General features: G+C 71.4%; 21 protein-coding genes. 9 read left to right on the forward strand and 12 right to left on the reverse strand.

Annotated features, from left to right (window positions below):
- Positions 1-138: 138 nt before the first annotated feature.
- Complete coding sequence (locus tag ACWCP6_RS14595; protein ID WP_450932758.1) at positions 139-966, forward strand: chitosanase; 828 nt, start codon at positions 139-141, stop codon at positions 964-966.
- A 58-nt stretch (positions 967-1,024) separates the two neighbouring features.
- Here the strand turns inward: ACWCP6_RS14595 and murJ are convergent, their stop codons facing one another.
- The 12 genes from murJ to ACWCP6_RS14655 form a co-directional block, all read right to left on the reverse strand.
- The gene (murJ, locus tag ACWCP6_RS14600; RefSeq protein ID WP_450932826.1) at positions 1,025-2,593 is read right to left on the reverse strand and encodes a murein biosynthesis integral membrane protein MurJ; all 1,569 of its coding nucleotides are present in this window, start codon (positions 2,591-2,593) and stop codon (positions 1,025-1,027) included.
- Between the two features lie 185 nt (positions 2,594-2,778).
- Entirely contained in the window at positions 2,779-3,147 is a 369-nt protein-coding gene (locus ACWCP6_RS14605; RefSeq protein WP_450932759.1) for a DUF742 domain-containing protein, read from the reverse strand.
- A gap of 3 nt (positions 3,148-3,150) precedes the next feature.
- Entirely contained in the window at positions 3,151-3,573 is a 423-nt protein-coding gene (locus tag ACWCP6_RS14610) for a roadblock/LC7 domain-containing protein (RefSeq protein WP_450932760.1), read from the reverse strand.
- Entirely contained in the window at positions 3,566-6,076 is a 2,511-nt protein-coding gene (locus tag ACWCP6_RS14615; protein ID WP_450932761.1) for a nitrate- and nitrite sensing domain-containing protein, read from the reverse strand. Before ACWCP6_RS14615 ends, ACWCP6_RS14610 begins: the two co-directional genes overlap by 8 nt.
- Positions 6,077-6,367: 291 nt before the next feature.
- Positions 6,368-7,714, reverse strand: coding sequence for a nucleobase:cation symporter-2 family protein (locus ACWCP6_RS14620; protein ID WP_450932827.1), 1,347 nt, complete (start codon positions 7,712-7,714; stop codon positions 6,368-6,370).
- Positions 7,715-8,123: 409 nt separating this feature from the next.
- The gene (locus ACWCP6_RS14625) at positions 8,124-9,509 is read right to left on the reverse strand and encodes an 8-oxoguanine deaminase (RefSeq protein ID WP_450932762.1); all 1,386 of its coding nucleotides are present in this window, start codon (positions 9,507-9,509) and stop codon (positions 8,124-8,126) included.
- A gap of 81 nt (positions 9,510-9,590) precedes the next feature.
- Positions 9,591-10,988: a nucleobase:cation symporter-2 family protein gene (locus tag ACWCP6_RS14630; protein ID WP_450932763.1), complete on the reverse strand. Its 1,398-nt coding sequence runs from the start codon at positions 10,986-10,988 to the stop codon at positions 9,591-9,593.
- A 62-nt stretch (positions 10,989-11,050) separates the two neighbouring features.
- On the reverse strand, positions 11,051-11,974 hold the full coding sequence (gene pucL, locus ACWCP6_RS14635; RefSeq protein WP_450932764.1) for a factor-independent urate hydroxylase: 924 nt from the start codon (positions 11,972-11,974) through the stop codon (positions 11,051-11,053).
- Between the two features lie 5 nt (positions 11,975-11,979).
- Positions 11,980-12,381 carry a hydroxyisourate hydrolase gene (gene uraH, locus ACWCP6_RS14640; protein ID WP_450932765.1) on the reverse strand — a complete coding sequence of 134 codons (402 nt, stop codon included), beginning with the start codon at positions 12,379-12,381 and terminating at the stop codon, positions 11,980-11,982.
- A gap of 5 nt (positions 12,382-12,386) precedes the next feature.
- Entirely contained in the window at positions 12,387-12,893 is a 507-nt protein-coding gene (gene uraD, locus ACWCP6_RS14645) for a 2-oxo-4-hydroxy-4-carboxy-5-ureidoimidazoline decarboxylase (protein ID WP_450932766.1), read from the reverse strand.
- Positions 12,894-13,062: 169 nt separating this feature from the next.
- Complete coding sequence (locus ACWCP6_RS14650) at positions 13,063-13,383, reverse strand: helix-turn-helix domain-containing protein (protein ID WP_450932828.1); 321 nt, start codon at positions 13,381-13,383, stop codon at positions 13,063-13,065.
- A 53-nt stretch (positions 13,384-13,436) separates the two neighbouring features.
- Complete coding sequence (locus ACWCP6_RS14655) at positions 13,437-13,688, reverse strand: hypothetical protein (RefSeq protein WP_450932767.1); 252 nt, start codon at positions 13,686-13,688, stop codon at positions 13,437-13,439.
- A gap of 314 nt (positions 13,689-14,002) precedes the next feature.
- On the opposite strand from ACWCP6_RS14655, the gene ACWCP6_RS14660 reads away from it, so the two are divergent.
- The 8 genes from ACWCP6_RS14660 to ACWCP6_RS14695 all read left to right on the forward strand — a co-directional run bounded on the left by ACWCP6_RS14660 (position 14,003) and on the right by ACWCP6_RS14695 (position 22,393).
- Positions 14,003-15,007, forward strand: a complete 1,005-nt coding sequence (locus ACWCP6_RS14660; RefSeq protein ID WP_450932768.1) for a lytic transglycosylase domain-containing protein — start codon at positions 14,003-14,005, stop codon at positions 15,005-15,007.
- Between the two features lie 61 nt (positions 15,008-15,068).
- The gene (locus tag ACWCP6_RS14665; RefSeq protein ID WP_450932769.1) at positions 15,069-16,151 is read left to right on the forward strand and encodes a sigma-70 family RNA polymerase sigma factor; all 1,083 of its coding nucleotides are present in this window, start codon (positions 15,069-15,071) and stop codon (positions 16,149-16,151) included.
- Between the two features lie 152 nt (positions 16,152-16,303).
- Positions 16,304-17,245, forward strand: a complete 942-nt coding sequence (locus ACWCP6_RS14670; protein WP_450932770.1) for an ABC transporter ATP-binding protein — start codon at positions 16,304-16,306, stop codon at positions 17,243-17,245.
- Complete coding sequence (locus tag ACWCP6_RS14675; protein ID WP_450932771.1) at positions 17,242-18,012, forward strand: MlaE family ABC transporter permease; 771 nt, start codon at positions 17,242-17,244, stop codon at positions 18,010-18,012. The genes ACWCP6_RS14670 and ACWCP6_RS14675 overlap by 4 nt, the downstream gene beginning before the upstream one ends.
- A 2-nt stretch (positions 18,013-18,014) precedes the next feature.
- On the forward strand, positions 18,015-18,854 hold the full coding sequence (locus ACWCP6_RS14680) for an MlaE family ABC transporter permease (RefSeq protein WP_450932772.1): 840 nt from the start codon (positions 18,015-18,017) through the stop codon (positions 18,852-18,854).
- A 4-nt stretch (positions 18,855-18,858) separates the two neighbouring features.
- Entirely contained in the window at positions 18,859-20,136 is a 1,278-nt protein-coding gene (locus ACWCP6_RS14685; RefSeq protein ID WP_450932773.1) for an MCE family protein, read from the forward strand.
- Entirely contained in the window at positions 20,133-21,182 is a 1,050-nt protein-coding gene (locus tag ACWCP6_RS14690; protein WP_450932774.1) for an MCE family protein, read from the forward strand. Before ACWCP6_RS14685 ends, ACWCP6_RS14690 begins: the two co-directional genes overlap by 4 nt.
- Positions 21,179-22,393 (forward strand): MCE family protein, encoded by a 1,215-nt coding sequence (locus ACWCP6_RS14695; protein WP_450932775.1) that lies wholly within the window; start codon positions 21,179-21,181, stop codon positions 22,391-22,393. The genes ACWCP6_RS14690 and ACWCP6_RS14695 overlap by 4 nt, the downstream gene beginning before the upstream one ends.
- Positions 22,394-22,441: the final 48 nt, after the last annotated feature.

A 22,441-nucleotide genomic window follows, 5' to 3' on the forward strand; every position in this document is an offset into this window, starting at 1 on the left:
GCGCGCGGCACCGAACGGCCGCGGGACGGTCCCGGAGCGTCAACTCCGCCGCCCCTGACGGGTATACGTCAAGCCCGCGTTCTGGTAGGAAAGTTTCCTAACAGAATACGAACGTACCCGTCCCCCGCTGGAGGTCCCGTGCCAACCCCCCACGTGCACACCACGACACGCCGCCGCACCCTCCTCGCCCTGGCGGGCGCGGCGGCGCTCGCCGGACCTGGCCTGCTGATCCGGGCCGCGAACGCCTCGCCGACCGCCGTCGGCCTGGACGACCCGGCGAAGAAGGACATCGCCATGCAGCTGGTGTCCAGTGCGGAGAACTCCTCGCTGGACTGGAAGGCGCAGTACAAGTACATCGAGGACATCGGCGACGGACGCGGCTACACCGCCGGCATCATCGGCTTCTGCTCCGGCACGGGCGACATGCTCGACCTCGTCGAGCTCTACACCCGGCGCACGCCGGGCAACGCGCTCGCGCCCTACCTGCCGGCGCTGCGCCGTGTGAACGGCAGCGACTCCCACGAGGGTCTCGACCCGGGCTTCCCCGGGGCGTGGCGCAGGGCGGCCCAGGACCCGGCCTTCCAGCAGGCCCAGAACGACGAGCGCGACCGGGTCTACTTCGACCCTGCGGTGCGCCGGGGCAAGGCCGACGGGATCGGCGTGCTGGGCCAGTTCACCTACTACGACGCGATCGTGATGCACGGCGACGGCACCGACCGCACCAGCTTCGGCAGCATCCGCAAGCGCGCCCTGGCCAAGGCGAAGCCGCCCGCGCAGGGCGGTGACGAGGTGGCCTATCTGAACGCCTTCCTGGACGCACGCGTCTGGGCGATGAAGCAGGAGGAGGCCCACAGCGACACCAGCCGCGTCGACACCGAGCAGCGGGTGTTCCTGCGCAGGGGCAACCTCGACCTGCACACACCGCTGGACTGGAAGGTGTACGGGGACGGTTACCACATCGGCTGACGCTGCGGCGCGGGGCGGGCGGCGGTTCGCCCCGCGCCGGATCGCCGCGATGCTGCTCCTATCGCGTCAGGCGCAGCCGGCTCAGCTCGCGCACGCCCATCAGCCGGGCGAGGACGAGGTAGGCCGCGCCGATGGTGGCCGTACCCGCAAGCAGCGTGAGCGCGACGGACCACATTCCGGGATCCAGGGCGGCGGTACAGGCGCGGGCGACGGCCCAGCCCAGTGCCGCCGCCGGGGCCGCGGCGCACAGCAGCCGGAGGTAGGTGCGGCGCAGTGCCCCGTCGTCGATGCGACGGCCGAGCTTCCTGCGCAGCAGCCGCGCGGTGACGACGAGTCCGGCCAGGTAGGACAGGGTGTACGCGGCGGCCATACCGGTCACGGCCCACCGCGCGGGCAGCAGCAGATGGCAGGCCGTGGCCAGCGCGATGTCGACGGCTCCGATCCAGGCGGCCATCAGGAACGGGGTGCGGGTGTCCTCGAAGGCGTAGAAGCCGCGCAGCAGGAGGTACTGGGCGGAGAACGGGATGAGTCCGATCCCGAAGGCCTGGAGCATATGGCCGAGCGGCTGGGCGGAGGCGGCGTCCAGCGTCCCGTGGGCGAAGAGCAGGGTGGAGATCTGCGGGCCGAGGGCCAGGAAGAGGAAACCGGCCGGCACGATGGCGACGCCGCTGAGGCGCAGGGCCCGCGAGAGGTCGTCGCGCAGTTCGGTGACACGGCCGTCCGCGGCGGCCCGGCTCATGCGGGGCAGCAGGGCCGTCGCCAGGGAGACGGTGACGATGGACTGCGGCAGCATCCACATGGTCTGGGCGTAGGTGTAGGCGGTGAAACCCACGCCGGCGCTCGGCAGTTCCTGGTCGGCTGCGTTGGCGAAGTTGGTGACGACGGTCAGGGCGACCTGGTTGGCCAGGACGAACAGCAGGGTCCACTTCGCGGCGTGGATGCTCGCGCCGAGGCCCGTACCGCGCCAGTCGAACCGCGGCCGGAAACGGAATCCGGCGGCCCGGGCGCAGGGGACCAGCGCGAGTGCCTGGACGGCGATGCCGGCCGTGGTCCCGATTCCCAGCAGCCGCACCTGGGCGAGGGTGATGTCCTCGACCCGGTCGGGCACGGTCATCAGCCCCAGGTAGGCGCCGAACATGGCGATCAGCACGATGTTGTTGAGGATGGGTGTCCACATCATGGCGCCGAACTTCTCGCGGGCGTTCAGCACTTGGCCGTAGATGCCGAACAGGCCGTAGAAGAAGATCTGGACCAGCAGGAACCGGGCGAACAGCACGGTCAGTGCGAACGCCTGGTGCCGGTGCGGTGTGTCCTGCATGTACAGGCTCACGATCTGCGGGGCCGCCCAGACCGCCAGTGCGGTCCCCACGCCCAGCACGCAGACGACGAGCGTGACGAGGCGCTGCTCGTAGGCCCGCCCTCCGTCGGGCTGGGTGCTCCTGGCGCGCACCAGCTGGGGCACCAGCACGGCGTTGAGCGCGCCGCCTATGAGCAGGGTGTACAGGCTGGTCGGCACCGTGTTGGCGGTGTTGTAGGTACTGGCCAGCAGGCCCGCGCCCAGCGCCGCCGCCTGGAGCACCTGACGGACCAGGCCGGTCGCCCGTGACGCCACGGTGCCGGCCGCCATCAGCAGCGACGAGCGCGCCAGGCCTCCCCCGGTCGCTGTCCCCCGGCGGGCGTGTCCCTGCTCCGGCGCCGCCGGCGCCGCCGCCCCGCTGTCCTCGGTTCTGGTCCCCTCCACCATGGGGTCACCCTATGTGACCATGATCAGCCTCCCGGTGCGCGCGGCGGGCGGGCGGTCCGTGTTCCGCGTCACAACTCCCGCAGGCGGTCCACGATTTCGCGGAGCAGGGCGGGGTCGTCGTGGGCCGTCCGGGTCTTCGGCGCGGAGATCCTGACCAGGCCGGCGTCGACCAGGTCGGCCAGGAGCACACGCACGACGGTGACCGGCAGGTCCCTGTCGGCGGCGAGTTCGGCGACCTCACGGGGTTCGCGGCGCACCACGGCGAGCAGTGCGCTGCGGGCATGGTCGAGCGGCGGTTCCGCGCCGGTCGGCTCCAGCGCGGTGACCCGCGAGAGAAGGTCGATGCCGTGCTCCGTCGCGGGCCGGGTGCGGCCCCGGGTGACGGTGTAGGGCCGTACCAGGGGACCGGTCTCGTCCTCGTACCAGTGGTCGTTCACGGGCTAGGCGTCGGTGGCCTCGGCGTCGGCGCGGGCGGACACGGCCATGTGCCGGCCGACGCGCCTCACCAGCAGCGACATTTCGTAGGCGAGTTGTCCGACGTCGGTCTCCAGGTCCGTGAGCACGGCGAGCCGGCTGCCGTCGCCGGCCGGGGTGACGAACAGGTAGGCATCCTCCAGCATGACCATGGTCTGCCGCACCGCGCCCGCTTCGAAACGGCTCCCGACGTCCTTGGCCAGGCTGTGGAAGCCGGCGCACACGGCGGACAGGTGCTCGACGTCCTTGCGGGCCATCCCTTCGGATGCGCTGATGGCGAGGCCGTCCGCGGTCAGCAGCACGGCCTGCCGCACATGGTCGGTGCGGGCCAGCAGATCGTCCAGCAGCCAGCCGAGGTCCGCGTGTTCGCCCTCGTGTGCCTCAGGCATCGTCGTCGGTCCCTTCGTCGGTGGTACGGGTGCGGCGGGCGTCGGGGTTCCGCTGGTGTCCGCGTGCGGGCTCGCCCGCCCGCCCCCGGTCCAGTCCGCGCTGGAACGCCCCGAACACCGCGCGCATCTCCTCCGCGGACGGCTCCGGGGCGTCGGAGCGGCCGGGCGCCGGAGGTTCCTCGCGCAGCGGCGCGGCAAGGGACGCCTGCCGTACGCGGGTGGGCAGCGCCGGTGCGTCGGGCTCGGGCTCGACGGCCTCGGGCACGAAGGTTACGGCTTCGGGCAGGGACGCGGCCGCGTCGGGGTGCCCGTCGCCGGGCGCCGGCTCCTCGTCCCGTTCCTGGCCGGCGGGGGCCCCGTCCAGGTCCGGGACGGGCCGCAGCAGCGGCTGCCCGGTCCGGCGCGGCAGCGGAACGGCGCGTACCGGTGCGGGGGCAGGGGCACCCCCGCGCGGCGCGGCCGGTCCGGGAGAGCCGGCCGTCGTCGGGGCACCCGTCCCGGCGGCCGGTGCACCAGCCGCGGCCGGGGTGTGGCCGGCGGTTCCCGCCGGGGCCGCGTGGCCCGTGCCCCGTGCCGGCGTACCGGTGCCGTCGGTGCCGGCCGCGGCCGGACCGCTCTCCCCGGCGGGGGCGGACCCGTCGACGGGGGCCAGGAGCGAGGTCGGCAGCAGGACCACGGCGGTGGTGCCGCCGTACGGCGAGGCCATGAGGGTGACGCCGATGCCGTGCCGTTCGGCGAGGCGTCCCACGACGTACAGCCCGAGCCGCTCGTCCTGCACCGGGTCGAAGTCGCCCGGGCGGGAGAGGGTGTGGTGGGCCTCCTTCAGTTCCTCGGCGTCCATGCCGAGCCCGCGGTCGTCGATCTCCAGGACGAAGCCGCTCTGCGCCTCGCCGGTCCGCATCGTGACCTGGGTGTGCGGGGGCGAGAAGACGGTCGCGTTCTCGATGAGTTCGGCGAGGAGGTGGACGACGTCGGCGACCGCGTCGGCCGTGATGCCCACGGGAGGCATCGGCGGCACGACGACGCGGGTGTAGTCCTCGATCTCGCCGACGGCCGCCGCGACGACGTCGACCACGGGCACCGGCCGGCGCCAGCGGCGCCCGGGGACGGCGCCGGAGAGGATGATCAGGCCCTCCGCGTGCCGCCGCATCCGGGTGGTGAGGTGGTCGATGCGGAAGAGTTCCTCGAGGATGTCGGCGTCCGTGGTCCGGCGTTCGAGGGTGTCGACGAGCTTGGCCTGGCGGTGCACGAGCGCCTGGTTGCGGCGGGCGATGTTCAGGAGCACCGCGAAGACCCCGCGGCGCAGGGTCGCCTGTTTGACCGCGGCCTCCACGGCGGCCCGCCGCGCGGTGTTGAGCGCCGTGCCGACCTGGCCGATCTCGTCGAGGTCCTGCTCGGGGGCGCCGAAGTCCAGTGGCGGCGCGGCGGCGGCCGCGTCGACCTCGTCGCCCGCGCTGAGCTTCCGCATGACCTCGGGGAGCTGCTGTGTCGCCAGGACGTCGGCGGCGTCGCGCAGGGCCTCCAGCCGACGCGAGATACGGCGGCCGCTGGCGACGGAGAACCAGATGGACAGCCCCACGGCGAGCAGTCCCGTACCGCCGACGACCGCGGACTTGATCAGCTCGTGGTAGGCGAAGGCCCTTCCGCGGCTCGCCGCGTTGAGGGCGGAATCCGTGCACAGCTCGCGGTAGCGCAGGACCGCGTGGTCGGTGGTGGTGCGCCAGGAGTCCGCGGCGACGGCGCGGGCGGCGCCGGCCGACCCGGCGCGCAGCAGGGCGTCCTCGCCGTGGGTGAGCTGCCGGTACACGGCGCCGTGCTCGTAGTCGTGGAACAGCTTGCGGGAGTCGCCGGGCAGGTCGGCCACATAGGTGCGGTGGAAGACGCGTCGGTCCTCGATCGTGCCGGTGAGCGCATCGTACTGGCGGTCGGTGACGGTGCCCGCCGCGCGCGCCCCGGCGACGAGGGCGTCCTCGCGGGAGACGTACTCACGGACGCGGACCAGCTCGACCACGACCTGCGCCTCGCGGGCGAGCTGCCCGGCCTGGAGAGCGGTGAGCTGGGACTGTACGTCGAAGGTCGGCTCCACCATCGCGGTGTACGCGTCGACGGCGCGGTCCCAGGAGATGTTCCGGGCCATCACACGGGTGCGCAGGTCCTCCAGGCCGGACACGGAGCGGGTCATCGCGTCGAGCGACCCCCGCTGCCGCGCGGTGAGTTCGTCCCGCATGGAACGGTCGCCGACCGCGACGCGCATCGCGGCGACGGCCCGGTCGGTCCTGCGCTGCTGACGGGTCAGCGCGGCCACGTCCGGGGTACCGCCGCGCTGCGCTTCCCCGAGGTACGCGGCGGACATCCGCCGCTCGATCTGGATCTGTCCGACGGCCGTGTCGACGGGGGTGCCGAAGGTCTCGTAGACGTCCTGGAGACGGACGAGCGCGCGCAGTTCACCGGTGACGGACACCATGGCGAACGTCCACAGGCCCAGCAGGACGACGATCGGCATGACCGTCAGGGCTACGATCCGTCCGCGGATCGTAGGGCGGCGTGGTCGCCTGCGCATGGACTCCCCAGGACTCGTGTGCGTGCAGGTCGCGGCGGGTTACCCCCCGGTAAGCAGCGTCACGCTAGTAGTCCTGGCATGAACGCGCAACGTTTCCCGCGGTAAGCGGAATGCGCTGCGCTTCCGGTCGGCCCCCGCCACGCGGGCGGTGCCGACCGGAAGCGGACCGGAGACGGACCGGCGACGGCCACGCACTGTCGGCCGCCTCCCGGGATCAGCGCTCCTCCGCCGGGATCAGTGCGCCTCCGCCGCCCGCGCCCGCGTCTGCGAGATCTCCCCGCCCGGCTCCATCGGGGCCGTCACCTCGTCGGCCTCCCGGTCCCTGCCGGTGTGGTTGAACAGGAGGTTCAGGACGACGGCGGTGACACAGCCCGTGGAGATGCCCGAGTCCAGGATGATCCTCGCGGTCTCGGGGAACGCGTGGTAGAAGCCCGGCGCGCTGATCGGGATCAGGCCGACTGCCAGCGAGACGGCGACGATGAGGACGTTGTTGTCCCGTTCGAGGCCTGCCTTCACCAGCGTCTGGATGCCGCTCGCGGCGACCGAGCCGAACAGGACGACCCCGGCGCCGCCGAGCACCGGGCGTGGCACGACCGCGATGAGGGACGCGGCCATCGGGCACAGGCCCATCAGCACCAGGAAGCCGCCGCCGACCGCGACCACGAAGCGGCTGCGGATCCTCGTCATCGCGACCAGGCCGATGTTCTGCGCGAACGCACTGCACATGAAGCCGTTGAAGAGGGGGCTGAGGGCCGTGCCGAGGGTGTCGGCGCGCAGTCCGGCGGCGATGGTCCGCTCGTCGGCGGGGCGCTCCACGATCTCGCCGAGCGCGAGCATGTCCGCGGTGGACTCGGTCATCGAGACGACCATGACCACGCAGAGCGAGGCGATCGCGGCCGGCGCGAACTGCGGTGCGCCGAAGTGGAACGGGGTGGGGAAGCCGATGAGGTCGGCGTCGGCGACCGGCCCGAAGTCGGTGGCACCGAAGGGGATGGCGAGAAGGGTGCCGATGACCAGGCCGAGCAGCACCGCGATCTGCTTCACGAAACCGCGTGTGAACCGGCGCAGCAGCAGCACGATCACGAGGGTGATGCCCGCGAGGGTCAGATAGGTGGTCGACCCGTAGTCCTTGGCCGCGGGGTCGGGTCCCTGCGCCCAGCCGAAGGCCACCGGCAGCAGGGACACACCGATGAGCGTGATCACGGAGCCGGTCACGACCGGCGGGAAGAAGCGGACGGCCTTGCTGAAGAAGGGAGCCGCGATGAAGCCGAGCACACCGGCCACGATCACCGCGCCGAAGATCACCGGGAGCGCGTCGGACTTGTCCTTGGCGGAGTCGACGACCGCGAGCATCGGGGCGACGCCCGCGAACGTCACACCGTTGACGAAGGGCAGCCGGGCGCCCACCTTCCAGAACCCGAGCGTCTGGAGAAAGGTGGCGAGGCCCGCGGTGAAGAGGCAGGCGCCGGTGAGGAAGGTGAGCTCGCTCGGCGAGAGGCCCACGGCCGCGCCGACGATCAGGGGCGGGGCGACCACGCCCGCGTACATCGCGGCGACGTGCTGGAGACCGGTGGTCGCCATCTTCAGAGGGGGGAGCGTCTCGTCGACGGGGTGCCTGGCTCCGTCTCCTTCCGACGCGTCGGGGGTGCTGCCTTGCTTGGTGAACCTGGGCGTGGTGGCCACTGCGGCTCCTCCGGTTGTTTTCCTGTGCCGGGCTCGGCACGCGCTTCTGGGAGGTGGTGCGTGATGCAAGGACCTGCTCGGTATGCGGTTGTGAGAACCCCGTTCGGTGGTGCGGCGGGTGCCGTGGGACACCCGTGGTGCCGCGCGGACACCGGTGGTGCCGGTCGTCCTCGGTCATGCGCCCAGGTAGTGCAGACCGCCCCGGGAACGTGAGGCATGGGGCCACGTTCCGGGGCGGCTCTTGAGCAGCCCGCTCGACTGCTCAAGTCCGGTCGGGGGCCGTCCCCCCCGACCGGAGTTCAGTGGGTCAGCTCTCGGCGGTGATCCGCGCGAGACGCTGCGCCTCCTCCCGCGTGGAGCGGGCGATGGCGTCCTCGTCGACGTGCAGCAGCCGGCCGTTCTCGACGACCGGCCTGCCGTTGACGAGGGAGAGGGTGACCGGGGCCGCCGCGCCGAAGACGAGGGCGGTCACCGGGTCGGCGATCGAGGCGTGCGCCAGTGTGTCGAGCTTCCACAGGACCAGGTCGGCGAGCTTGCCCGCTTCCAGGGAGCCGACGCTGTCGGCGCGGCCGAGGACCTGCGCGCCGCCGTAGGTGCCGAGGCGCAGCGCCTGGCGGGCGTTGAGCGCCGCCTCACGGTGCGCGCCGAGGCGGTTGATGAGCAGCGCGTTGCGCAGTTCGGTGTGCAGTTCGCCGGACTCGTTGGATGCGGTGCCGTCGACGCCGAGGCCGACCGGCACACCGGCGGCGAGCATGTCGGGGACGCGGGCGATACCGGCCGCGAGGCGCGCGTTGGACGAGGGGCAGTGGGCGACACCGGTCTTCGTACGGCCGAAGGCTGCGATGTCGGAGTCGTTCATGTGGACGCAGTGCGCCATCCACACGTCCTCACCGAGCCAGCCGGTGGACTCGAAGTAGTCCGTCGGGCCCATGCCGAAGAGCTCGTGGCAGAACTTCTCCTCCTCCACGGTCTCCGATCCGTGGGTGTGCAGACGCACCCCGAGGCGGCGGGCGAGCTCGGCGCCCTGCTTCATCAGCTCGGTGGAGACGGAGAAGGGGGAGCAGGGGGCGACGGCGACCTGCGTCATCGCGTCGAAGGACGCGTCGTGGTGCTTCCTGACGGTCTCCTCGGTGGCGGCGAGAGCGCCTTCGAGGGTCTCGACGGCGAAGTCCGGCGGCAGACCGCCGTCCTTCTCGCTGCGGTCCATGGAGCCACGGGCCAGGGTGAAGCGGACGCCCAAGTCGGACGCCGCCCCGATGACGGCGCCGGACAGGTCGCCGGAGCCCTTGGGGAAGACGTAGTGGTGGTCCATCGCGGTGGTGACGCCGCCGCGGGCCATCATCGCGAGCGAGCCCTGCGCGGCGGCGCGGACCATCTGCTCGTCGATGCGCGACCAGGTCGGGTAGAGGGCCACCAGCCAGTTGAAGAGGTTGTGGTCGGTGGCGAGGCCACGCGTGATCCACTGGTAGAAGTGGTGGTGCGTGTTGATCAGACCCGGCGTGACCAGATGCCCGGTGGCGTCGACCCGCCGGACGACGTTCTCCAGATCCTCGGGCGCCCTGCCCGCGCCGATCGACTCGATCCGGTTGTCCGCGACGACGATGTGCCCGTCGGCGTACTCGGTGTCCTGGGCGTCGACGGTGGCGATCGCGCAGTTCTCGATGACGATGCGCCGGGCTGCCGATGATGCCATCGTGCTTCCTACTTCCTGTGGTGGCGGGGATCCCCCGGGACGGTGTCCGTCGGATTCCTCGGGGGTGGGCACGGCAGGACCCTAGGAGGATTTGAGTGCCGGAGCCGTCGTACTGCTCCGGGTGCCGAGATGGTGGAAGAACAGGTTCAGCAGAACCGCTGCGAGCGCCCCGGCGCTGATGCCGGAGCCGAGCACGGTCTGCGCCCAGGCCGGAAAGGCCGCGTAGAAGGTGGGTGCCGCGAGCGGGATGATGCCCGCGCCGAGCGAGACGGCCACCAGGATGATGTTGGAGCTGTCGTCGAGCCCCGCCTCGGACAGTGTACGGATGCCGCTGACCGCGATGGAGCCGAAGAGCACGATGCCCGCGCCGCCGAGCACCGGCATCGGGACCAGGGAGACCACGGCGCCGAGGACCGGGAAGGCGCCGAGCACGAGGAGGGCTCCGCCCGCGGCGGCGACGACGTAGCGGCTGCGCACCTTGGTGAGCGAGACGACGCCGACGTTCTGTGCGAAGGCGGAGGTCGGGAAGCCGCCGAATACGGGTCCGACGAGTGTGGCGAGTCCGTCCGTGCGCAGCCCCCGGGTGAGGGTCCTGCCGTCGGTCCTGCGGTCGCAGATCTCGCCGAGGGCGAGCATGCCCGCGCTGGACTCGGTCATCAGGACCAGCATCACGATGCACAGCGACAGGATCGCGGCGGGCTGGAACTCGGGTGTGCCGAAGGCGAAGGGCGCCGGGAGCGCGGCGACCGGAGCGGAGCCGAGGGCACCGAGGTCGGCCATGCCGAAGGGGATCGCGGCGAGCGTGCCGGTCAACAGGCCGAAGAGCAGGGCGACCTGTTTGACGAAGCCCCTGCCGAAGCGCTGGATCAGCAGGATGACGACGAGGGTGAAGGCCGCGAGCGCCAGGTACTTGGGGGCGCCGAAGTCGGCGGCCGTCCGGTCGCCGCCCTGGGCCCAGGCGACGGGGACCGGCATCAGGGTCACCCCGATGAGGGTGATGACGACACCGGTGACCAGCGGCGGGAAGAAGCGCAGCAGTCTGCCGAAGAAGGGGCCGACGGCGAGACAGAAGACGCCGGCGATCATGACCGCGCCGTAGACGGCCGGGAGCTGGTGTCCTTCGGCGTTGGTCTCGGCGATGGCGAGGATGGGTGCGATACCCGCGGAGGACGCGGCGTTCACGAAGGGCAGCCGGTTGCCGACGAGTCCCTTGACCCCGAGGGTCTGCAGCAGCGTGGCGAGCCCCGCGATCAGCAGGCTCGCGGCGATCAGCCGTGTCCGGGCGGCGGTGTCCAGATGGCACGCCTGACCGATGATGAGCGGCGGAGTGACCACGCCGGCGTACATGGCGGCGATGTGCTGGAGCGCGGCGGGGACGAGCCGCGACGGGTGGAGCTTCTCGTCCACCGGATGCACCGAGGGCTGCTCCGGTGGGGTGGAACACGGGCCTTCGGCAGACCCCTGTGCAGGCTGTGCCATTGCTGTGGTTCCTCCCGGTGTGGCGTGCCCCGGGGCCGGGGCCCCGGGGCACGCGCCCCGCGTCAGAGGTTGGTCATGTCGACCGGGATGTGCGCCTCGGCCCCGTCCCGCAGGATGGTGGCCTCGATGAGGCCGTAGGGACGGTCGGCGGCGAAGTAGACCTCGTTCTCGTTCTTGAGCCCGAAGGGTTCGAGGTCGACGAGGAAGTGGTGCTTGTTCGGGAGCGAGAAGCGGACCTCGTCGATCTCCGAACGGTTGTTGATGATGCGCGCGCCCATCTGGTACAGCGTCTGCTGGAGCGACAGGGAGTAGGTCTCCGCGAAGGCCTGCAGCATGTGCTTCTTGACCTGCTCGTAGGACTTCTCCCAGTTGGGCATGCGCTGCTCGTCGTCGGTCCAGTTGAACCGCCAGCGGCTCGACACCTGGGTGGCCAGGATGCGGTCGTACGCCTCCTGCAGCGTCGTGTACTTGTCCTTGACGTAGCCCCAGAACTCCGAGTTGGTGGAGTTCATCACGACGAGGTCCTTGAGGCCGGAGATGACCTGCCACTTCTCACCGTCGTAGGTGATCTCGGTGAGGCGGGTCTCCTGGCCCTTGCGCACGAAGGAGTGCCGGACCTCCTCGGCGCCGATGAACTTCGAGTTGGCGTCGGAGCTGGCGATGCGCTCCCAGGCGTACTCCTCGATGCGGATGCGCGCCTGGTGGATCGGCTCCTGCGACGTCACGAAGTGACGGGCGAGGTGGATGCCGAACTGCTCGGCGGAGTCGATGCCGTACTCCTTGGCGAACGCGTACACCGTGTTCTTGGTGGTGTCCGTCGGCAGGACGTTCGCGTTCGAGCCGGAGTAGTGCACGTCGTCCATGTCACCGGAGAGGGCGACCGAGACGTTCAGGTCCTTGATGTGGTGGGTGTCGCCGTCCCGCGTGATCCTGACGACGCGGTTCTCTGCTTTGCCGTACTGGTTCTGGCCGAGAATCGTGGGCATGTCTGCTAGCTCCCTCGGTAAACGGAGTAGCCGAACGGGTTGAGCAGCAGCGGTACGTGGTAGTGCTCGCCCGGCACGACGGCGAACGTGATCGCCACCTCCGGGAAGAACGCACCGCTGTCCCGATTCGCGGGGGCGTCCTGCTGCGCATCGGCTTGCTTCTTCGCGAAGTACGCGTCCGTCTCGAAGTCGAGTCGGACGTGGGTGGTCCCCTCCGGCAGAGCCGGCAGGTCCTTGCAGCGCCCGTCCGCGTCGGTCGCGCTGCCGCCGAGCGCCGCCCACTCGGCGTCGCGGCCCCGGCGGGCGGCGAGCGAGACGGCGACGCCCTCGGCGGGGCGTCCGATGCTGGTGTCCAGGATGTGGGTGGACACGGAACTCCGCGGCGAGGCAGTGGTCTCGGTGCTCAAGACCGTCACTCTCCTTCTACGAGGCGGGTCAGCCGGATGCGGTTGATCTTGCCCAGCTCGGTGCGGACGATCTCCCGCTCCTGCTCGGCCGGGTTCTCGATCCGGGCCCTGAGCGCGTCGCGCATCTGCTCGCCGGACCTGCCGGTGGCGCAGATCAGAAAGACATGGCCGAACCTGTCCTGGTAGGCCAGGTTGAGTTCGAGCATCTCCGCCTTGAGTTCCTCCGAGGCACCGGCCATGCCCCGCTGCTCGCGGGACGAGGTCGGGTCTCCCGGCTTCGGGCGGCCGATCGGCGGGTGTCCCGCCATCGCCTCCGCCAGGTCCGCGGCGGTCAGCTCTGCCATGGCGGCGTCGCCGGCTGCGAACAGGGTGTCGACGGTGGAGAACGGCCGCTGGGCGAGCAGCTTGCTCCCCCACGCCGAAGAGGCGCACACCTCGTGGAGAGCGGCACTGGCCGCCTCCTCCGACAAGGCATTGAACCGGGCGAGGCCCGGAGTCGTACGCGAAGTCACGGGAAGCCTCCGTGGCCTTGTGCTGGACGGGCTGGAAATAGCTAAGACCCTCGACAACACCGCGTCAACAGTTTGTTGAAATCTCTTGAACAAAGAACCGCCACCCGATGACCAGGGGTGACGGTCCGACTTCGGAGCGTGCCCTACGGGGCAGGCGGCCTGCCCTCGCCTACTCGCCCTTCGCGGCGTTCTCCCTGTTCAGATAGTTGTAGACGGTGAAGCGGCTGACGCCGAGAGCGCTCGCCACGGTCTCCACGCCGTGCCGCACCGCGAAGGCGCCGCGCCCTTCCAGTATCCGCACGACCTCCTGCTTGGTCTTGCGGTCGAGCTCGGAGAGCGGCTTGCCCTGCTTGCGCTCCATGGCCGCGAGGATGTGGTCCAGGGAGTCGGCGAGCTGCGGCAGCCGCACGGCCACCACGTCCTCGCCCGCCCAGGCGAGGACGACGTCGTCGCCGCTCGCCTCGTCCGGCGGCAGCATCACACCGCCCATGGCGTCCACGAGCGGCTTGACCGCCGAAACGAAGGCGTCGTCCTGGCTGCCGGTCACCGGTCGGCCTCCCCGAGCACATTGACCTGGAGCGAGACTCGTGTGGCGCCCGCCCGGAGGGCCTTGCGCAACAGCTGGTCGACGGCGGTGAGCACCGCGTCGGCGCCGCCCTCCGCCGTGTTGCCGAACGGGCCCACGTCGACGGCGTCCAGCTCGGCCGCCTGGATGACCTCGCGCGCGACCACCGCGTGCGGCGGCGCCTCGTCGAGGTCGAAGGGCTCGGTCGTGAATTCCACTCTCAATCGCACAGGCTCAACCTACTGCGAAGCGCCGATTCTCCGGCAGCCCCCGTTCCTGGCGGCACCTCGCGCGACGGAACCGCCTCGCCCCCGCGTAGAGCAGGTGACGCAGCCCGCACCGGTCCTCGTTCCCGGTGCGGCGAGGAACAGGGAGGGTCCGCAACGTGGCAGGGCGCGAGCGCGCGGATGTCAGGCGCAGGGGTGTCAGGGGAACGGCCGTCGCGGCCGCGGCGATGGCGGCGCTGACCGCTTCACATGCGCCGGGGGCGGCGGCCCGGGCGGCCGTACCCGTGGCCGGGAGCACCGAGCGGCGGGGGCCGAGCGTGTCCGGAGACGCTCCGTACCGCATGGAACTGCCGCCGCTGCGGGCGGCGCAGGGCCGGGCGGGCGGCGGCCCGGCGAGCGGCAGCTCGGCGGACGGTACCGCCCCGGCGGGCGGCGCGGTCCCGGCGAGCGTGTTCGCCGCCTACCGACAGGCCGAGTCGGAACTCGCGCGCCGTGCGCCCGGGTGCCATCTGCACTGGCAGGTGCTCGCCGCCGTCGGCCAGGTCGAGTCCGGGCAGGCGCGCGGCGGACGGGTGTCCGCGGACGGTACGACGCGGGCGCCGATCCTCGGGCCGCGGCTCGACGGCAACGGGTTCGCCGCCGTGCGGGACAGCGACGGCGGGGCGTACGACGGTGACACGGTGTACGACCGGGCGGTCGGACCGATGCAGTTCATTCCGTCGACCTGGGCCGTGTGGGGCTCCGACGGGAACCACGACGGGCGTGCCGACCCGAACAACGTGTACGACGCCGCGCTGGCCGCGGGGCGCTATCTGTGTGCCGACGGGAGGGATCTGTCCCGTCCCGCGGACCTGGACCGGGCGATCCTCGGCTACAACCACTCCGACGCGTATCTGCGCACCGTGCGGGCGTGGTACGCGTACTTCCTGGCCGGGCACCGGGTGGTGCCGGACGGTGCCTCTGCGGCCGGGCCCGAGCGGAACCCCGAACCCGAGCCCGAGGTATCCCGGGCCACCCGGCCTGCGCCCACGCCCTCCCCCACGCGTAAGGCGCCGAGCCGTCCGCGCCGCGACGCGTCGAGCACCCCGGCCTCACCGTCGCCCTCCCCCTCCAGGACGGGCCCCGCAGGCACGATCGAGGTGCCGGTCGCACCCGCGGTCACCCTGCCCGGCACCGGGGTGGAACTCTCCGTCGGCGGAGACGGCGCCGCCCGCAGTGGCAGCGCGTCCGTCGTCCACCCGTCGCCCACGACGGCAGGCACGGGCAACGGTACGGATTCGACGCCGTCCTCCCCCTCCACAATCGTGGCTACCCAGCGGTAATGTCGCCACCCGCCGGGCAGCACGGGACGACGCCCCGGCGAGTGAGCGCGAAGGGGCCCTCATGGCGACGGACATGCAGCTGGGGTGTGCGGGCGGGCCGGCGGAGAGGGCCTGCCCCGAGCAGTCCGACCGATGGCAGCGCATGTGGAGCCATCGCGAGCAGTTGCTCAAGGTGGCCCGCCGCAGGTCGATGAGTCCGGAGGACGCCGAGGACGCCGTGCACGAGGCGATGCTGCGCGCCGCCGAGCGGCCGGAGCTCGACGACGAGCGCCTGGGTGCCTGGCTGACGACGGTGACCATGCGGCTGTGCGTCGACCGGTACCGGCAGGTCAACCGCGAGGCCGAGGTGCACACCAGCCCGACGCTGACGGCGCCGGGGCCGGTGCCCGTCGAGGAGGCGGTGTGCGACCGGGCCGAGGCCAAGTGGCTCGCGGTGCGCAGCGGGGAGTTGCCCGCCCGTCAGGCGCAGGCGATCTGGCTGAAGTCCGAGGACCTGGACGTCGGACAGGTCGCGGTGAGGATGGGGCTGAGCTACCGGACGGTCGAGTCGCTGCTGGCACGGGCCCGGCGCACGCTGCGCGACTCACTGGCCGGCACCCTCGGTCTGGTTGTGCTCCTGTGCCGGCGCGGTCGCCCCGGGCCCGGCGGCAAGGTGCACGCGGTGGCAGTGGCCTCGACGGCCGCGACGCTGGCCGTCGCCGGGCTCGTGCTGCCGTACGTGCACGCAGGGGGGCCGCACGGTGGCGCACCCCGCCCCGCCGTCTCGCCCACCTCCGAACGGTGGGGACCGGACGGCACGCCCTCGCCCGACGCACACGACGTCTCCGTGACGACGGTGCCCGCCGGCAGCCGCACCCCGGGCTCTGCCGGAGGGGCCGCATCCGGTCCGCAGACCGGGCTTTCCGTCCCCGAGGTGCCGCTGCCGGCGCTCCCCGCCCCGGACGTGCCGGCGGTCCCCGCGATGCCGAAGGTGCCGAAGGTCCGGGTGCCCGGCACTCCCGGCGTACGGCTGCCGAAGGCGCCCCGCCTCCCGACGGCCGGCCCGGAGCTGCCCGGTGCCCCGGCTGTCGCCCCGTCGGCGCAGGCCGTCGCGCCGTCCGGCACACCACGGGGCCTTCCCGGCGCGATCCCGAGCAGCCCCTGACGTACGCCTGACCCGGCCCGGGGCTCCTCGGGCACCACTCCGCCACGCCGCATCACCTGCCCGCCGAAAAACTTCGCCCTCGCCGCGACGGACGACCCGGCCCTCCCCGTAGAGCAGGTGTCGAACGTGTTCCTCGGCTGGAGGGTGACCGGATGGGCGTCGAGATCCGTGTGGAAGGGCTGACCAAGTCCTTCGGGCACCAGGTGATCTGGCAGGACGTCTCGCTGACGTTGCCCGCCGGCGAGGTCTCGGTGATGCTCGGCCCGTCCGGGACGGGCAAGTCCGTGTTCCTCAAGACGCTCGTGGGGCTGCTGAAGCCGGACCGCGGCTCGATCCGGATCGCGGGGCGGGACATCACGCGGTTGCGCGAACGCGACTTGTACGAGGTACGGAAGTTGTTCGGGGTGCTGTTCCAGGACGGCGCGCTGTTCGGCTCGATGAACCTGTACGACAACATCGCCTTCCCGCTGCGCGAGCACACCCGCAAACCGGAGAGCGACATCCGGCGGATCGTCCTGGAGAAGATGGACATGGTCGGGCTCATCGGCGCCGAGGAGAAGCTGCCCGGTGAGATATCCGGCGGCATGCGCAAACGGGCCGGGCTCGCGCGGGCCCTGGTACTCGATCCCGAGATCATCCTCTTCGACGAGCCGGACTCGGGCCTCGACCCGGTGCGCGTGGCGTATCTCAACCAGCTCATCGTCGACCTCAACGCGCAGATCGACGCGACCTTCCTGATCGTCACCCACGACATCGCATCGGCCCGGCAGGTCCCGGACAACATCGGACTGCTGTTCCGGCGCGAACTGGTGATGTTCGGGCCCCGCGAAGACCTGCTGACCAGCGACGAGCCCGTGGTGCGGCAGTTCCTGAACGGCCGGATGCAGGGGCCGATCGGCATGGCGGAGGAGAAGGACGCGGCCCAGGTCGAGCAGGAACTGGCACAGCTCGACGGGCAGCCGCGGCCCCGCCATCGAGGCCTCGACATGACCCCACGCCTGCTGCCGGGGCCCGGCATCGCCCGCCCGCCCCGCTGGGAGGCGATCGCGCAGCGCGAGGCCGCACTCCGCCGGAAGGAGGCGAGCGACGCATGAGCCTGTCGCCCACCGGAGCACTGCGCCACTCCGGAAACCTGTTCGCGATGGCCCTGGACGTCGTACGGACCGTGCCCCGGCGGCCCTTCCAGGTGCGTGAGTTCATTCAGCAGGCCTGGTTCATCGCCAGTGTCACGATCCTGCCGACCGCCCTGGTCTCGATCCCGTTCGGGGCCGTCATCGCGCTCCAGATCGGCAGCCTGACACGGCAGTTGGGTGCGCAGTCGTTCTCGGGCGCCGCCTCGGTGCTCGCGGTGCTGCGGGAGGCATCGCCGATCGTCACCGCGCTGCTGATCGCGGGAGCCGGCGGCACGGCGATCTGCGCGGACCTCGGGGCGCGGAAGATCCGCGACGAGATCGACGCCATGCAGGTGCTGGGCATCGACCCGGTCCACCGGCTGGTGGTGCCGAGGGTGCTCGCGTCCATGGTCGTGGCGGTGCTGCTCAACGGCCTGGTGTCGGTGGTCGGCGTGGCCGGCGGCTACTTCTTCAACGTCGTGCTGCAGAACGGCACCCCGGGCGCGTATCTGGCCTCCTTCACCACGCTCGCCCAGCTCTCCGACCTGTGGGCGGCCGAGCTGAAGGCGCTGGTGTTCGGGGCGATCGCGGCGATCGTCGCCTCCTACAAGGGGCTGAACGCCCGCGGCGGGCCCAAGGGCGTGGGCGACGCGGTGAACCAGTCGGTGGTGATCACGTTCATGTTGCTCTTCGTGACGAACTTCGTGATGACCGCGGTGTACTTCCAAGTCGTTCCGCAGAGGGGCTGACCATGGCGCTCATCAACCGGATCGTGGGGCGGGCGGTGGGACGTCCGCTGTCGTCCCTGGAGGAGCTGGGTGCCCAGCTGTCCTTCTACGGGCGTTCCCTCGCCTGGACCGGCCGCACCGTACGCCGCTACAAGAAGGAGATCCTGCGTCTGCTGGCGGAGGTGAGTTTCGGCCGCGGGGCGCTCGCGGTCATCGGCGGGACGGTCGGCGTCATCGCCTTCCTGTCGTTCTTCACCGGCACCGAGGTCGGTCTGCAGGGGTACGCGGCCCTCAACCAGCTCGGCACGTCCAACTTCGTGGCGTTCCTCTCCGCGTACTTCAACACCCGCGAGATCGCGCCCCTCGTGGCGGGTCTGGCCCTCTCCGCGACGGTCGGCGCGGGGTTCACCGCACAGCTGGGTGCGATGCGGATCAGCGAGGAGACCGACGCGCTGGAGGTGATGGGCGTGCCCTCCCTGCCCTTCCTGGTCACCACCCGGATGGTCGCGGGCTTCGTCGCCGTCGTCCCGCTGTACGTGATCGGGCTGCTCTCCTCGTACTTCGCCGCCCGGACCATCACCACCGGCTACTACGGCCAGTCGGCGGGCACCTACGACCACTACTTCCATCAGTACCTGCCGCCGGTCGACGTGTTCTGGTCCTTCGGCAAGGTGATCGTCTTCGCCGTCCTGATCATCCTGGTGCACTGCTACTACGGCTACCACGCGAGCGGCGGCCCGGCCGGTGTCGGGGTCGCCGTGGGCCGTGCGGTGCGCACCTCCATCGTCGCCGTCAACGTCCTGGACTTCTTCCTCAGCCTGGCGATCTGGGGCGCCAACACGACCGTCCGGATTGCGGGGTAGGCCTGTGCGGATCACCGTCCCCTCGGCGAGGCCCGAAGTGAGGCTGCGCCTGTACGGCGTCGTGTTCCTGGCCGTGCTCGCCCTGCTGCTCTCCCTCTCGGTCGCCGTCTACCAGCAGGTGTTCACCTCCGTCGTACGGATCACGCTGCAGGCCGACGCGCTCGGCAACCAGCTGGAGCCGCGCGCCGACGTCAAGCTGCGCGGGCTGCTGGTCGGCCAGGTGCGCGGGGTGAGTGCCGACGGCGAGAAGGCGACCCTCGACATCGCGCTGGATCCCGCGTACGTCGCGCACATCCCGGCCGATGTGCACGCGCTGCTGCTGCCCAAGACGCTGTTCGGCGAGAAGTACGTCGATCTGGTGCCCCCGCGCGGTTCCTCGGCCCGCCCCGTCCGCGCCGGTGACGTCATCACCCAGGACCGCACCCGGGCCGGTATCGAGGTGCAGCAGCTGATGAACGACCTGCTGCCCCTGCTGCGCACGATCAGGCCCGCCGAACTCAACGCCGCCCTCTCCGCGTTCGCGACCGCGCTGGAGGGGCGTGGCGACCGGATCGGCGAGAACCTCAGCCGCGTCGAGCGCTATCTGCACCGCCTCAACCCGCATATGCCGTCCCTGAAGGAGGACATCTCACGGCTCGCCGACGTGGCGAAGGTGTACGGCGACGCGGCGCCCGACCTGATGAAGATCCTGCACAACACCGTCACCACCAGCCGCACCCTCGTGGAGAAGCGGGACCGGCTGGCCGCCGCGCTCACCACGACAGCCACCGTCGCCGGCACCGCGGACACCTTCCTCCGCGAGAACGGCGACCGGCTGATCACCCTGGGCCGGGTCTCCCGCCCCACCCTGGCCCTCTTCGCCCGCTACGCCCCCGAGTACCCCTGCCTTCTCGGCGGTCTGGTGAAGCAGGAGGCGGCCGCGGAACAGACGTTCAAGGGCGGCGAGATGCACATCACGCTCGAAGTCGTCCGCCAGAGATCTCCGTACGAACCCGGCGAGGAACCGCGCTATGCAGAACACTCGGGTCCCAATTGCAGGGGGCTGCCCCACCCGCCGGTGCCCGCACCGGCCGTCACGCTCGACGACGGCACGAAGCCGGGGAGTCCGGGCTCGGCCGGTCTGCCGGCCGGCGGGGCCGGTATGTCCGCCACCGCGTCCGAGCGGCACGCCGTCGACTCGCTCGTGGCGCCCGTCATGGGCGTGCCTGCCGACCGGGTGCCGGCCGTCGCGACGCTGCTGTTCGGACCGCTGGCACGCGGGACGGCGGTGAGCGTCTCATGAGGTCGGGACCGAAGAGGTCGAGTGCTCGGCGGACGGCCGCTCCGCTGGTCAAGTTCAGCGTCTTCGCGGTGGTGACGATCCTGGCCACCGCGCTCCTGGCCGCCACCATCGTCAATGTCTCCTTCGTCCCCCAGGACACGTACCGCGCGGTGTTCAGCGATGTCACGGGCCTGGAGGAGGGTGACGACATCAGGGTGGCCGGGGTGCGGGTCGGCGAGGTCGAGTCCATCCGGATCGCGCACCGCAGGCTGGCGGAGGTCACCTTCAGCGTCCGCCGGGACCGCCCGCTGTTCACCGGCACCGGAGCCGTCGTCCGCTACCGGAGCCTGGTAGGGCAGCGGTACATCGCGCTGACCGAGGGGCCGGGCGACGGCACCCGGCTGCGGCCGGGCGGCCGGATCCCGCTGTCGAGGACGAAGCCCGCACTCGACCTCAACGTGCTGCTGAACGGCTTCAAGCCGCTGTTCGCCGCGCTCAGTCCGAAGGACGTCAACCAGCTGGCCACCGAGATCATCAGGACGTTGCAGGGCGAGGGCGGCACCGTCGACAGCCTGCTCGCCCACACGGCCTCGCTCACCACGACGCTCGCCGACCGCGACAAGCTGATCGGGTCCGTCATCGACAACCTCAACGGCGTGCTGGCCACGCTGGACAAGCGCGGCAGACGGTTCTCCGACCTGCTGACCCAGCTGCGGCGGGTGATCTCCGGACTGTCCGCCGACCGCAAGCCCGTCGGAAGGTCCCTGGCGGGCATCGGCGACCTGACGGAGGCCACCTCGGGGCTGCTCGCGGACGCCCGCCCGCCGCTGCACGACGACATCTCCGAGCTGACCGGTGTCACCGGAACGCTGAACGATCACCAGAAGACGGTGGAGGGCGTGCTGAAACGGCTGCCGAACAAGCTCAACGCGTTGACCGGGGCAGCGTCCTACGGCTCCTGGTTCAACTTCTACCTGTGCGACTTCGACGGCCGGATCGTGCTGCCGAGGACGAAGCAGGTACTCACTCCCGAACTGCACGTGGCGAGGGCGAGGTGCGGCGGATGACGAAGCGCGTCCTCGGGCGCGGGCCCCGGCGCGGCCGCCCGGAACCCCTGGTGAAGGTGCGCATCGAGCCGCCGAGGCTCCCGCGCATACGGCTGCCGCACACGCCCCGGCCCCGCCGCCCGGAACCCCTGGTGAAGGTGCGCATCGAGCCGCCGAGACTGCCGCGCATACGGCTGCCGCGCAGGCGCGGGCGCCACCCGGGCCCGACCCCGCTGCGCGCGGGGGCACCGCCCGCCGGTCGCAGGGGGAGGAACCCCGTGGTGATCGGCGCGGTCGGGCTCGTCACGCTCGCCCTGCTGACGGTCGCCGCGTTCAACGCCGACAGCCTCCCGCTCATCGGCGACGGCGAGACGTACGGTGCCGCCTTCTCGGAGGCGGGGGGACTCAGGCCGGGCGACGAGGTGCGGATCGCCGGGGTCAAGGTCGGCAAGGTCGACGGGGTCGATCTGGCCGGCGACCACGTCCGGGTGACCTTCAAGGTCAAGGGCGATCCGGCGCTGGGCACGACGACCGCGGCGGCCATCCGGGTCAGGACGATCCTCGGCGCGAAGTACCTCGCGCTGTATCCGCAGGGTCCCGGCCGGTTGCGGCCCGGCAGCGAGATCCCGCTGAAGCGGACGCTTCCCGCGTACGACGTCGTGCAGGCGTTCAGCGACCTGACCACCACCTCGGAGCAGATCGACACCAAACGGCTCGCGACGGCCCTCGACACCCTGTCGACGACCTTCAAGGACTCTCCCGCCGAAGTGCGGGCCTCCGTCAAGGGGCTGTCGAGGATCTCCCGGACGGTGGCCGGACGCGACAAGGCGCTGCACGACCTGCTCTCCCACGCCCATGGAGTCACCGGAGTTCTGGCGGACCGCTCCCAGGACTTCTCCAAGCTCGTCGAGGACGGCGACGCGCTGTTCAAGGAGATCAGCAGACGGCGCACCGCCATCCACAACCTGCTGAAGGGCTCGGCAACGCTCGGCGTCGAGCTCTCCGGTCTGGTCGACGACAACCGCAGACGGATCGGGCCCGCCCTCAAGAACCTGAACTCGGTGGTGCGGATGCTCGAACGCAACCAGACGAACCTCGACCGGAGCCTGCGGCTCCTGGCGCCCTATGTGCGGGTCTTCACCAACACCCTCGGCAACGGCCGCTGGTTCGACAGCTACATCCAGAACCTCGTCGCCGTTCCGGTGGCCCCGCGGACAGGAGGCTCACGATGAACGCGCGCTTCGCGCCGAAGGGGCGCCCGGCGCTCAGGGCGTGGCTCA

The organism is Streptomyces sp. NPDC002004 (assembly GCF_053593975.1).